The 12,474-nt window shown below is 72.3% G+C and carries 12 protein-coding genes; 5 read left to right on the forward strand and 7 right to left on the reverse strand.

All coding sequences use genetic code 11. The features are described from left to right. Positions 1-30 precede the first annotated feature (30 nt). Positions 31-498: a hypothetical protein gene (locus tag ACWDAK_RS04215; RefSeq protein WP_344634657.1), complete on the reverse strand. Its 468-nt coding sequence runs from the start codon at positions 496-498 to the stop codon at positions 31-33. 94 nt (positions 499-592) lie between these two features. Between ACWDAK_RS04215 and ACWDAK_RS04220 the strand changes: the two genes are divergently transcribed. Next, positions 593-934 carry a hypothetical protein gene (locus ACWDAK_RS04220; RefSeq protein WP_344634658.1) on the forward strand — a complete coding sequence of 114 codons (342 nt, stop codon included), beginning with the start codon at positions 593-595 and terminating at the stop codon, positions 932-934. Positions 935-1,114: 180 nt separating this feature from the next. Here ACWDAK_RS04220 and ACWDAK_RS04225 read toward each other — a convergent pair whose 3' ends face one another. From ACWDAK_RS04225 to ACWDAK_RS04235, 3 genes are all read right to left on the reverse strand, one after another. Continuing rightward, positions 1,115-1,612, reverse strand: coding sequence for a DUF6114 domain-containing protein (locus ACWDAK_RS04225; protein ID WP_344634752.1), 498 nt, complete (start codon positions 1,610-1,612; stop codon positions 1,115-1,117). Positions 1,613-1,681: 69 nt separating this feature from the next. Next, positions 1,682-2,308 (reverse strand): DUF6230 family protein, encoded by a 627-nt coding sequence (locus tag ACWDAK_RS04230; protein WP_427393735.1) that lies wholly within the window; start codon positions 2,306-2,308, stop codon positions 1,682-1,684. A gap of 500 nt (positions 2,309-2,808) precedes the next feature. Beyond that, positions 2,809-5,166: an arylsulfatase gene (locus ACWDAK_RS04235; RefSeq protein WP_427393736.1), complete on the reverse strand. Its 2,358-nt coding sequence runs from the start codon at positions 5,164-5,166 to the stop codon at positions 2,809-2,811. 538 nt (positions 5,167-5,704) lie between these two features. Here ACWDAK_RS04235 and ACWDAK_RS04240 point away from each other — a divergent pair. Together ACWDAK_RS04240 and ACWDAK_RS04245 are read left to right on the forward strand one after the other, a co-directional pair. Beyond that, positions 5,705-6,652, forward strand: coding sequence for a formylglycine-generating enzyme family protein (locus tag ACWDAK_RS04240; protein ID WP_344634661.1), 948 nt, complete (start codon positions 5,705-5,707; stop codon positions 6,650-6,652). A gap of 15 nt (positions 6,653-6,667) precedes the next feature. After that, the gene (locus tag ACWDAK_RS04245) at positions 6,668-7,237 is read left to right on the forward strand and encodes a nucleoside-triphosphatase (RefSeq protein WP_344634662.1); all 570 of its coding nucleotides are present in this window, start codon (positions 6,668-6,670) and stop codon (positions 7,235-7,237) included. Positions 7,238-7,502: 265 nt separating this feature from the next. On the opposite strand, the gene ACWDAK_RS04250 is transcribed toward ACWDAK_RS04245, so the two are convergent. After that, on the reverse strand, positions 7,503-8,459 hold the full coding sequence (locus ACWDAK_RS04250) for an adenosine kinase (RefSeq protein ID WP_427393737.1): 957 nt from the start codon (positions 8,457-8,459) through the stop codon (positions 7,503-7,505). Positions 8,460-9,039: 580 nt separating this feature from the next. Here ACWDAK_RS04250 and ACWDAK_RS04255 point away from each other — a divergent pair. Beyond that, positions 9,040-9,789 carry a Mut7-C RNAse domain-containing protein gene (locus ACWDAK_RS04255; RefSeq protein WP_427393738.1) on the forward strand — a complete coding sequence of 250 codons (750 nt, stop codon included), beginning with the start codon at positions 9,040-9,042 and terminating at the stop codon, positions 9,787-9,789. 145 nt (positions 9,790-9,934) lie between these two features. Here ACWDAK_RS04255 and ACWDAK_RS04260 read toward each other — a convergent pair whose 3' ends face one another. Continuing rightward, positions 9,935-10,363 carry a CBS domain-containing protein gene (locus ACWDAK_RS04260; protein WP_344634665.1) on the reverse strand — a complete coding sequence of 143 codons (429 nt, stop codon included), beginning with the start codon at positions 10,361-10,363 and terminating at the stop codon, positions 9,935-9,937. Beyond that, positions 10,360-11,517 (reverse strand): slipin family protein, encoded by a 1,158-nt coding sequence (locus ACWDAK_RS04265; RefSeq protein WP_427393739.1) that lies wholly within the window; start codon positions 11,515-11,517, stop codon positions 10,360-10,362. Before ACWDAK_RS04265 ends, ACWDAK_RS04260 begins: the two co-directional genes overlap by 4 nt. 158 nt (positions 11,518-11,675) lie before the next feature. On the opposite strand from ACWDAK_RS04265, the gene ACWDAK_RS04270 reads away from it, so the two are divergent. Beyond that, positions 11,676-12,449 carry a uracil-DNA glycosylase gene (locus ACWDAK_RS04270; protein WP_427393740.1) on the forward strand — a complete coding sequence of 258 codons (774 nt, stop codon included), beginning with the start codon at positions 11,676-11,678 and terminating at the stop codon, positions 12,447-12,449. Positions 12,450-12,474 lie beyond the last annotated feature (25 nt).

Genomic DNA, 12,474 nt, shown 5'->3' on the forward strand with positions numbered 1-12,474 from the left:
GTCGGCGGGTCGCTCAAGGGCGGTCCCGGCTCAGGCCCGGTCCTCGTTGAGCCGCATGCCGGGAACGGCCAGGTCCGGGCCGAGCAGCCGCGCCTGGCGGACGGCCACGTCCTCGAAGGTGAGCGTCCGCTCGGGTGAGTGCGGCGCCGAGGGGTCCGGACCGTAGAGCCACTGCGGAACGGCGTCCGGGGTGACCACCGCCGAGCGGTCCGCCGGGAGCGGGCCGTCGTCCAGGCCGGTGATCCTGCCGGAGAGTGACTCCGCGTACAGCGTCACCGAGCCGCCGGCCAGGGTGGAAGTGGATCCGGGCCCGGCCCGCAGGTGCCGGGCCGAGCCGTCCTCGTCGATCGCCAGGTCGAGGTCGCCGATGTCCACCGACCGTGCGGTGAACTTCAGCACCCGCCGGGGCTCGGTCGGGGTGCCCACGGTCACCACGCTGAGCACACTCTCGTGGAGTACCAGCCTGCGTGACTTCAGGCTCCACCGGGCTTGTGGCATCCCACCGGGCTCTCCGTCCTTCGGCGCGCCGGGTCTGACACTCCGCCCGGGGTCGGCGCTCTCCGACCGTGCGGGGGAAGCGGAGCTCCGGCCGGTGGTCGCGCTGCTTGCGGTACGGGTCGGCGTGGGAGAACCGCACGCCGGACTCGGGATGCCCGTACCGGTCGCCCCGGGCCGGCCCTGGCCGCCCGCACCGGCCGGCTCCGGGGCGCCGGACCTCGGCTCCTCCCGATGCCGGGTGCCGCTCGACGCCGAGCCGCTCACCTCCGGGGTCGCCGACGAGGACGCGACGGGAACGGTGGGCGCCGGTGGCCCCTCCGCGGTGGGGTCGGCGCCGCGCTGCGAGGGCACCGCCGGGCCGGGGGCACAGCCGTCCTCGTGGTACCCGTCGGCGGATCCGGACCGGGCGGCGACCGTGCCGCGCGGAGCCGGCTGACCGGCGGCGGACAGCGCCTCGGGCGGAGCCGTCGCGGCCATCAGCAGCGCCGCCGGTACCGCGGTCAGTGCCAGCACGCTCCCCACGGGTCGCCGCGACCGGGTGCACTGGCCGGCCACGGGCCGCGCGGCGGCGCGCCGTGCGCCCGGCACCGCGTCCATCCGGCCGTCCCGGCTGCGGTCACTCCCCACCGTGTCCCCCGCTCACCAGGTTCGCGGGGGCCGGTCCCGCCGTCTCCACGTCGTGCCCCGCGAACCGCTCCACCACCGTCGCCGGTCCGGAACCCTCCCGTACCTCGTCCGGCAGAGCCCACGCGCACGCGAGCGAGCCGCCGACGAGCCCGGGGAGCATGCCCAGCAGGAATCCGCCGAAGTTGGCGACCGGGACGGAGACCAGCGCGAGCACGATCACCGCGACTCCGGCGAAGATCCGCACCTGCTGCTGGAGCCACAGGGTGACGCCCAGCACGATGAGCAGGACCCCGATGAGCAGTGATCCCGCCCCGGCGGTGGTGGACAGTGCCATCGGCAGTCCGCCCAGGGAGAGGTGGACGTAGGGGAAGTACATGATCGGGACGCTCGCCGAGATGGTCAGCAGCCCGGCCCAGAAGGGGCGGGTGCCGCGCCAGGTCCGGAACCTTCGCCACGCTCCGGCAGCGCGGCCGGGCAGCCCGGACAGGTCATGGGTGGTCGTGTTCCTCACGTGGCAGCTCCTGGTACGCGCCGTGCCCGGTGGTCCGCCACCGGCTCAGAAGCACTCGTCCTTGCCGGGCCTGAGCGACAGGTGTGTCTCGGGCAGGTCGAGGGTGGCGGCCGAACCGGCGACGCCGGTGGCGCGCACGTCGGTCAGCGTCGCCGAGCCGCTCTGCGCCGCGAAGCCGTTGGGGTCGAAGAACGGCGAGCGGCGGTCGCCCGGGCTGACGGGGCCGGTGGTGAGCGAGCCCGCCGCGATGCCGATGTCGACGTCGTGGAGGGACGCGTGGCCGGCGCGCCCGTCGGTGATGTCCAGGAAGAGGTCCTTCGCCCTGGCGGGAGTTCCGTCCTCGGCCGACGTGAGCCTGAGCGTGTACGGGCCGAGCAGCGGGATCGGAACCACCAGGGACTGGCACAGCCCGTTGATCTTCGCCCTCTCGATCCCCGCGACCAGGACCGGAATCAGCTCGCCGCTCCTGGTCCGGTCCACCATGCCGTACAGGCTCACCCCCTCGCCGGTCAGCGTCCTCGTGAAGACCTTGAACCTCTCGCCCGAGATGAAGAACGAGACCGCCAGCGCCCCCTGGGCCAGGCTGACGGTGAGGGCCGCGGCGGCCAGCATGCTCGGTGCGAGCACACAGGCGAAGCGCTTCCAGCGGGTTCCGCCGAGGTCTCTGGGCATGGCCTTCTCTTCTCCTCGGGTGCCAAGGCATCCGTCGGCACGGACTCTCCGGCGGCAGGCGGGCCGCTGGTCGTGCACTTCCGCGCAGAACCCTGGACCGGAAATTCCGGAGACCGCTTCGGAGCGACGGCAGGCGGCCGCGGCACTACGGGGAGTGGAATGACCAGGAGGGCGAACGGCCGCGTAGTCGACTGACCACGGTCCGTCACGGCCGATCATGGGTTAATCAGTGCGGTCATGCAAGCGCTGGTGCCGAACCGGTGCTCCAGGCCACTCGGTCGGCCCATGTCGCACGGACCGGCGCGGGCGCGCCCGCGGAATCCGGCGTCCCGGCCCCTTCCGGCGGCCTCTTCCCCCTGTCCGGACCACCGCTGGTGTCCCCGGCCCGCGCAGCGGACGAGTGCCTCCGCCGATGCCGTGACAAGGAGTTGGAGGCTCCTCGTCCCCGCTGGGCGGAGGCACCTTCCGGTCGCATGAGCACCGGTCACGCCGGCGTACGGTCAGTCACGCGAGAGCATGGCGGCGGCTTCACGTTCCAGGTCGACGTACGCCTCGCCGCTGAGGTCGACGGCGACCCGCTTGAGGGTTCCTCCGGTGAACGCCCAGGGGGCGGCACCGGGGTAGTCGTCGGTGACGGGGTCACCCCGGTCGCAACCGATGTTGAGGCCTTCACCCGCGATGCCGAACTTGCCGGGCTGGGTCCTGATGCTCCGTTCGCCGACCTTCCGTTCGCCGTAGTAGAGGCTGAGGGTGCCACGGGCGACACCGGGGCTGTCCTCACCCTCCCGGTCGAACGAGGCCGCGAGAATCAGGTTTTCACCGGTCGGCAGGTCCTCGGTGGCGCTGAGGTGCTGCAGTTCCCTGCCGAGGAAGTTGTACACGTAGTGCAGCCGGTTGTCCTTGACGTAGAGGCTGTGGCCGCCGAAGCGGCTGCCCTGCGCGAACAGCACTCCGGACGCGCCCGGTACGGACAGGTCGACCACGGCTCCGACCACGTACGAGCGGTTGCGGACGCTCGGGCTGGCCGACTCCGACACCTCCGAGCCGCCGGGGCGGTACACGTAGCGGTTGCGCGGCGCCGTCATCTGGGGGCGCGGGGTGGTGAGGATCTCGACGGCGGAGCGGTCGTCGAGCGGGTACGCCTGGTTGGCGCCGGCCTCGTGGAACCACAGGCCGACGAGCTCGGCGAGCTTGCCCGGCTCCTGCTCGGCGAGGTCGTGCATCTCGGAGCGGTCCTGGTCGGTGTGGTACAGCTCCCAGGTGTCCTCGCTGAAGTGGCCCCAGCCGCTGATGGCGGGGTGGGTGGTGACGGCCTTCCAGCCGTCGTGCCAGATGCCGCGGGTGCCGAGCATCGAGTAGAACTGGGTGTGCTTGGCGGTCGGGATGTTCGCGGCGTCGAAGCTGTAGCGCATGCTGACACCCTGGATGGGGTGCTGGGTGTAGCCCTTGACCGTCTCGGGCTGTTCGACGTCCAGGCAGTCCAGCAGGGTCGGCACGATGTCGATCGCGTGGTGGTACTGCTCGCGGATCTCACCGTGGGCCGTGATGCCGTTCGGCCAGGAGATGACGCACGGGTCGCAGATGCCGCCGTTGAACGAGTAGCGCTTCCACATCTTGAACGGGGCGTTGAAGGCCATCGCCCAGCCGTTCGGGTAGTGGTTGTAGGTCTTGGTGCTGCCCAGGTCGTCCAGCATGGCCATGTTCTGGGCCAGGTCGTCGGGCATGCTGTTGGCGATGTTGTTCTCGTTGACCGAGCCGTTGGGGCCGCCCTCGCCGCTGGCGCCGTTGTCGGAGACCACCACGATGACGGTGTTGTCCAGCTGCTCGATGTCCTCCAGATAGGCGAGCAGGCGGCCGATCTGGTCGTCGCAGTGCGAGAGGAAGCCCGCGTAGGTCTCGGCCATCCGGGCGAAGAGCCGCTTCTCGTCGTCGTTCAGGGTGTCCCACGGCCGGGTGTGGTCCAGGGGCGGGAACGGCTGTCCGTCCGGGCCGGTGCGGGTCTCGGGGGTCCCGATCGGGTTGACGGGCGGCATCTCGGTGTTCTGCGGGAGCAGTCCCATCTCCTTCTGCCGCTCCAGGGTCTGCCGGCGGATCTCCTCGTACCCGGCGTCGAACCGGCCGCGGTAGCGCTCGACCCACTCCTTGGGCACCTGGTGCGGGGCGTGCGCACAGCCCGGTGCGTAGTACAGGAAGACCGGGCGGTCGGGGGTGATGGCCTTGACGTCGTCGATGTACTGGATGGCCTTGTCGGTGATGTCGACGCTGAAGTGGTAGCCCTCCTCCGGTGTGGCGGGCTGTTCGACGGGGTGGTTGTCGTGGACGAGGTTCGGGTAGTACTGGCTGGTCTCCGCGCCGAGGAAGCCGTAGAAGCGCTCGAAGCCGCGGCCGAGCGGCCAGTCCCGTTTAGTGGAGGCCAGGTTCATCTCGTCCTCGGCGCACAGGTGCCACTTGCCGACCATGGCCGTGCTGAAGCCCTGGTCGACCAGCATCTCGGCGAGGGTGGCGCACTGTGGCGGGACGTGGCCGTTGGCGCCGGGGAAGCCGACGGCGCACTCGCTGATGCACGCCATGCCGTTGACCGTGTGGTTGCGGCCGGTGAGCAGGCAGGAGCGGGTCGGCGAACAGAGCGCGGTGGTGTGCCACTGCGCGTAGCGCAGACCCTTCGCGGCGATCCTGTCGATGTTGGGCGTCTCGATCGGGCCGCCGAAGCAGCTCATGGCGCCGTAACCCACGTCGTCCAGCACGATGTAGAGGACGTTCGGTGTGCCGGACTTCGCCTTCGGCTGCTCGTACGGGCCCCAGTCCGGGATCGAGTCGCGGATGTCGGGGTTGACGACACCTCGGAATCGCTTGGTCATGGAGGACGCCTCCTCGCACGCCGTCCGGTTCCGGCCTCACCGGCAGTGCGCCTCACGAGCGGTCAGGACGGCGACGACCGGTGACCGCCGAGCTCCCGGGCGGCCGAGTTGGGAAATTCACTTGATCGCGCGGCACGGCCCGGGAGGCAGTCGCCGACGGCCCGACCCCGCCTGAGGAGAACTGCCCCGTGCGCCGCGCGTACTCGTGTCGTCGGTCTCGTACGGGCGTACTCGTCAGAACCTGCCGCAGACGGCACCGAATCACCCGGACCACGTGGTGCGTGCGCCGGCGAGCGGCGTAGCAGGCGGGTCCGGTGTGCGCTTGACCGTGTCCCAGCCTATGAGGCTGAGGGGGTGTCGGCAACGGCTGGGTTGGGACCGGCCGGCGGAAGGGCCCGCGGCGGCGCGTGCCGGCCGGTCCCGACCCGCGCGGCATACCCGAGTTGCGGGAACCGGTCGGACGCGGCAGACCGGTGGGTGGACCGGCCGTCGGCTCTCCGGTGGGAGGGCACGGCCCGAGACCCGCGGAGGACCGCCCATGACACCCGACACCCCTGTCTGCTGCACCCCGGGGCGCGACGCCGGCGCTCCGCGCCCCCGTCCCGCCTCCTCGGCGGGGACGAGCGGTGGGCCCGCCGGCCCGGGCGCCGTCCACCTGGACGGCGGCTGGTTCACCATGGGCAGCGACGACGCGCTGGCCTACCGGCAGGACGGCGAGGGACCGGTACGACGCGTCCGCGTCGACCGGTTCTCCATCGCCGCGCGGTGCGTGACCAACGCACAGTTCGACGCCTTCGTCGGGGCCACCGGGCACGTCACCGACGCGGAGCGGTACGGGGCGTCGTTCGTCTTCGGCGGGCTGCTTCCCGACGGCTTCCCGCCCACCCGGGCGGTGGCGGCCGCCCCGTGGTGGCGGGAGGTGCCCGGAGCCGACTGGCGGCACCCGGAGGGGCCGCGCTCGGACCTGGCGGGGCGCGCGGACCACCCGGTGGTCCATGTCTCGTGGTACGACGCCGTCGCGTACTGCGTCTGGTCCGGTCAGCGGCTGCCCACCGAGGCCGAGTGGGAGTACGCCGCACGCGGCGCTCTCGAGGGCCGGCCCTTCCCGTGGGGTGAGGAGCTGCGGCCCGGCGGCGAGCACCGGATGAACGTCTGGAACGGCGACTTCCCGGCCCGCAACACCCTGGAGGACGGCTATCTCGGCACCTGTCCGGTGGACGCCTTCCCTCCGAACGGCTACGGCCTGTACAACACGACCGGCAACGTCTGGGAGTGGACCGCCGACTGGTTCCACCCCGCCTGGCACGCCACCGGGCCCCTGGAGAACCCCGCCGGCCCGCCCACCGGCACCGCCCGTGCCCTGCGTGGCGGTTCCTACCTCTGCCACGCCTCCTACTGCCGCCGCTACCGGGTCAGCGCCAGGATGCCCAACACCCCCGAGACCTCCACCGGCAACATCGGCTTCCGCTGCGCGGGCCGGGCCTGAGTGGACGGTCCGCCCATGGCTCGGCACACTGCAGGGGATATCCCGGACACGGGGCCCCGGACGCCGACGAGGATCCTGCTGGAGGGGCGTCCCGGCATCGGCAAGACGACCGTTCTGCGTCGGCTGGCCGCGCTGCTCCCCGCCCGCGGCGTCGTCGGTTTCACCAGCGAGGAGATCCGGCAGGGCGGCAGCCGGGTCGGTTTCGCGTTGGAGACGCTGGCGGGCCGGCGGGCGGTCCTCGCCCATGTCGGCCTTCCCGGGCCGCCCCGGGTCGGGCGGTACGGCGTCGACCTGGCCGTGTTGGAACGGCTGGCCGTGCCGTGTCTGGAGCAGGCGGCGTCAACTCCCCGGCAGCTTGCGCTCATCGACGAGCTCGGGCGGATGGAGCTGGCCTGCCCGGCGTTCCGGGACGCCGTGCAGGCCCTGTTCGCGGCGGACACCGATGTGGTCGCCACCGTCCACGCGCACCACGATCCGTTCACCGACGCCCTCAAACGACGGGTCGACGTCGAGGTCGTCCGGGTGACCTCGGCCAACCGGGCCTTCCTCGCGCAGGAGTTGGCGGCGCGGCTCGCCGGGAGGTGAGGACGCCTGGTCCAACGCCGTTGATGCGGGACGAGTCGCCGAGCACCCGGGCGCGGATCCGGTGGACCGCGGTGTGCCGCTCCCAGACGTCGTCGCGCGGCAGGGTGCGGGCGTGCGGCTCCGGCGGCCAGGACCGCTACTCCGACCCGTAGTCGGGGCCGGCCTTCCCAGGAAGACCGACCGGCCGGGGTCCTCGCTCAGGCGGGCCGCCAGCACGCAGCCCGTCACTCCCCCGTCGAGGATGACGACGTCGTAGCCGAGCCGGTCATGCGCCCGCCCCTGCCGGTTCGGCTCCGCCGGGCCGCTGAGCGGCCGGTGCTTTCGCCAACTCCGCTTCCCTGGCGAGGAGTTCGTCGCGGCTGATGGCGTCCATCCGGGTACCCGGCACGGTGCAGGCGTAGGCTCCGGCGATCGCGCCGTAGCGGCCGCACCGCTGCGGCGGCTCGCCGGCCAGCCAGCCGAAGAGGAAGCCCGAGGCGAAGGCGTCACCGGCGCCGTTGGAGTCCACCACAGGTCCGGGGGGTGCGACCGGCGGGATGTGCGTCAGTTCGCCGTCGGTCAGCAGGAACGCCCCGTCGGCCCCGGCGGTCGCGACCACCGTCCGCGCCCGGCCGCGCTCGACGATCTGCCGCATGGTCCGCTCCGGGTCCGCCAGGGCCGTGGTGGAGACGAAGACCAGGTCGGCCTGGTGGGCGAACGGCTCGTGGTACGGGTTGACGCCGTCCCAGTTGTGCAGGTCGGTCGAGATGGTCATCCCGGCCTCGCGCAGCACCGGAAGGGCGAAGGAGCACGGGTAGGTGATGGAGACGTGGGCGTGCCGGCTCACCGAGGCCAGGGCCCGGACCTTCTCCTCCGGCAGCCGGTCCGCCTCGTGCGAGCGGGTGTCGTCGTACAGCGAAAGCCGCCGCCCGTCGGGGCCGACCAGGTTCACCGCGCGCTTGGTGCCGCCCGGCAGCGGGACCTCGGTGAGTGCGATCCCCCGGTCGCGGTGCAGCGTCCGCACCAGGTCGCCGTGGTGATCGTCGCCGATCATGTCGAGGTGGTGCGTGCGCAGGCCGAGGGCGCTCACGCCCACCGCGACGAAGTCCCCGGTCTGGCCCGCCCGGGTCTCTATCCGGGGCACCATGTAGCCGTCGGCGAACGGAAGCGGCAGTTCGGGCACGTACACGATGGTGTCGACACCGGCACCTCCCAGGACGAGGACGTCGGTCTCAGTGCTCATCGGTGCTCCTCCCGGATCTTGGGACGGGGCCGGAGTCGACCGTCCGGCTACCGGCGCTTGACGGCCCCGTGCGCCCCGGCCGGGCCGCGGATGCACGGGGCGCCGCGGCCGCTCGGCCCGTCACGATTCTCGGCCGACCACCCGGCCGACCGGACGCAACGTCAACTGCGGTCAACGACAGGTGAGTCAAGCAGGCGATCAGTGGGTTGGCAAGAATTTGCAGAAGCTTCCCGCAAGTCCTCGCAACCTTCGAAGGGCAGTTCACGGTAGAGCTCGGCGACGGCGCGAGGGCCCGGCTGGCCCGGCTGCGCACGAACTCCAAGCCCGTGCAGCAGCCCGACTGCGACGTGCCGCCGCGCCAGGGTCGCGCAGCGCACCCCACAGGAGGGGTGTTCGAGGTCGAGCGGGCAGCGGTAGCAGTACGGGGACCAGCCGAGCACGCTGTTGCCGGCGAAGCCCTGGTCGCCGATATCCCAGTGCACCGGCGTCCTGACGCCTGCTCGGCCGCCGCCCCTCCCGCGGGGTACGGCCACCGGGAAACCGCTGGCAGCACTCGGCGCTCCACTGGCATGCTGACCGCGTGGAGAGACCGGAGATCTGGCTCAGGTTCGCCCCTGAGCTGCACATATTCGTCGCCGTGGCACAACGGGCAGAGCGGTCGCCGGTGCGCACCGACGGCGTCTCGACGCTCGGGCACGTCGTGGAGTCCCTCGGGGTCCCGCTCACCGAGGTCGGCGCCCTCCTCGCGGACGGGCAGCCGGTGCGCACCTCGTACGTCCCCAGGGGCGGCGAGGAGGTCTCGGTGCATGCCGTGACCAGGCCGCAGCGGCTCGCGGGACCGGCCCGGTACCTGCTCGACGTCCATCTCGGCACCCTCGCCAGGCGGATGCGCCTGCTGGGGATCGACGCCGCGTACGAGAACCCGGACATCGGCGACGCGGCACTGGCCGCGCGCTCGGCCGCCGAGCAACGGGTGCTGCTCTCCCGCGACCGCGGGCTGCTCAGGCGTCGGGAGATCTGGGCCGGCGCCTACGTCTACAGCCACCGCCCCGCCGACCAACTCCGGGACGTACTCTCCCGCTTCGCACCCGCCCTCGCTCCCTGGACCAGGTGCACGGCCTGCAACGGAACGCTCCGAACCGCCGCGAAGGAGTCGGTGCACCAGCAGCTGAAGGACGGCACCGAGCGCTCGTACGACACGTTCGCGCAGTGCGCCGACTGCGGGCAGGCCTACTGGCGCGGCGCCCACCACGCCCGGCTGAACGCGATCGTCGACGAGGCCGTACGCGAGTTCGGTACGCAGTCGCGGCCTGCCACCACTACGAACTGACGGTCAGTCACACAACCTTTCCACCTGGGCGATCGGTGTCGGTATACGCGTCCCCGGGCCGGGAGCGGACGGCGAAGGACGGACGGGAGCGGCCGGCGAACACCGCAGGTCACCGCCCGCTCGCGTCAGACCTTCGCCTGCCCGGTCACGTCCTCTCCGCGCACACCGCAGAGACGAACTCCGCCACCCGTTCCTGCGGAAGTCCCCGGGCGATGTCGGCCTCACTGATCATGCCGACCAGCTTGTGCTCGGGGTGGTTGATCACCGGCAGCCGGCGGATCCGGTGCTCCTCCATCACCTGCAGCACCTGCTCGACGTCCTCGTCCGCCTCCACCACCAGCGGCCGCCCCAGGGCGAGTTGACCGGCGGTCGTGCGTGCCGGATCCAGCCCGTCGGCGACGCACCTCAGGACGATGTCCCGGTCGGTGATGATGCCCAGCAGCTTCTGGTTCTCACCACAGATCGGCAGCGCGCCGACATCGCGTTCCTTCATGATCCGGGCCGCCTCGGCGAGGGTCTCGTGTTCCCGGACGCACTCGGCACCGGAGTGCATGATGTCTTTTGCGGTGGTCATTGTCCGGCCTCCTGCCGTGGGTGCACAGCCCCGTTACTCCATCGTGGTCCGGGCCCTCCGGCACCGCCACCGGGCTCGGCGCCGTCCCGCGCCGCCCACTCCCCTTCGTCCTCCGCACCGGGCCGTCCCTGCTCGGCGAGCCCGGCGGGCTCGGCGGGCTCGGCGGATCCGCCAGGCGTGCCGGACATACCGGATGCGGCAGCTGCGGCGGCGTCAGTGCGCGCGGGATCGATCGGGACGGTGTCGGGCAGCGGAGAGCGCGTGAGCACCTCGTCCAGCGACGGCAGTTCCAGCTGCTCCACCCCACGGGCCGCGGGCGGCGGCGCGGGCATCTCGGGCCCAACCGCCGCCGCGCCGCCGCCCTTCTCCTCCCCGCCCCCGGTTACGGTCCTCTCCCCGCGCCGGCTCGCGTTGTCCAGGAAGCGCAACAGCTCCACCGGGAAGGGCAGGACCAGGGTCGAGTTCTTCTCCGCCGCGACCTCGACCACGGTCTGCAGCAACCGCAGTTGCAGCGCGGCCGGCGCCTCGCTCATGATGGTCGCGGCCTGGGACAGCCGTGCCGAGGCCTGGTACTCGCCGTCCGCCGTGATGATCCGGGCCCGCCGCTCGCGCTCGGCCTCCGCCTGCCGGGACATGGACCGCTTCATCGACTCCGGCAGCGCCACGTCCTTGATCTCCACCCGGTCGATCTGGATGCCCCAGCCGAGCGCCGGGCTGTCCAACATCAGCTCCAGTCCCTGGTTGATCGGCTCGCGGTTGGCCAGCAGGTCGTCCAGCTCGCTCTTGCCGATGATCGAGCGCAGCGAGGTCTGCGCGACCTGGGAGATCGCGAACTTGTAGTCCTGGACGTTCACCGCCGCCCGCACCGGGTCGACCACCTTGAAGTAGACGACGGCGTCCACCCGCACCGTGACGTTGTCCCGGGTGATGCCCTCCTGCGCCGGGATCGGCATGGTGACGATCTGGACGTTCACCTTGCTCATCCGGTCCGCCACCGGCATCAGCATCACCAGCCCCGGCTGCCTGACGTGCTCCCGCACCTTGCCGAACCGGAACACCACACCGCGCTGGAACTGCTGCACGACCCGGATACTGAGCCCCGCCCACAGGCCCAGCACACCGGCCGCGCCCAGAATCGCGTCAACGATGAGCATCGCCGTCACCTCGGCCTACCCGACTTAAGCGCTGGCCCATTCCACGCTACTCCGCCCAGGCCCCCGGCGATCACCGCTGCCCGCCGGCCACCGCCCTCCGCCCGAGCGGTCGCCGCACCTCGCCCGAGTGGCCACCGCACTGCGCCTAGGATTCGCCCATGACCGCCGTCCCGGCCCCGCCACCGTCCCCCCGCCACCCGGCGGACTCCATGCGCAGCCTCGCCGAGCTGGACGCCGCGGTCACGCGCTGCCGGGCCTGCCCGCGACTGGTCGAGTGGCGCGAGGAGGCGGCCCGGGTCAAACGCCGCGCCTACCAGGACTGGGAGTACTGGGGCCGCCCGATCCCCGGCTTCGGACCGCGCGACGCCGCCCTCGTCCTGGTCGGCCTCGCCCCTGCCGCGCACGGCGCCAACCGCACCGGCCGGATCTTCACCGGCGACCCCTCCGGCGACCTGCTCTACGCCGCCCTGCACGCCATCGGCCTGGCCTCGCGGCCGACCGCCGTCAGCCGTGACGACGGACTGGAACTGTACGGCGTCCGGATCACCGACCCGGTCCGCTGCGCGCCCCCGGACAACAGGCCGTCCGTGACCGAGCGGGACACCTGCCGGCCTTGGCTGGCCCGGGAGTTGGCCTTCCTCCGGCCGACCGTACGGTCCGTGGTCGCCCTCGGCGGCTTCGCCTGGCAATCCCTGCTGCCCGCCCTGGCCTCGGCCGGCTGGGAGGTCCCGCGGCCGCGCCCCGTGTTCGGCCACGGCGCCCGCGTCCTGTTCCCGGCCGCCGACGGCGGCCCGCCACTGGAGCTCTTCGGCTGCTACCACGTGAGCCCGCGCAACACCAACACCGGCCGCCTCACCACCGCCATGCTGCGCCAACTCCTCACCGACGCCGCCCACTCCGCCGGCCTCTCCACCAGCCCCCCGCCGCACTGACCGGGCGTGCCCCGCCGGACACGTG

The organism is Kitasatospora sp. NPDC001175 (assembly GCF_053598215.1).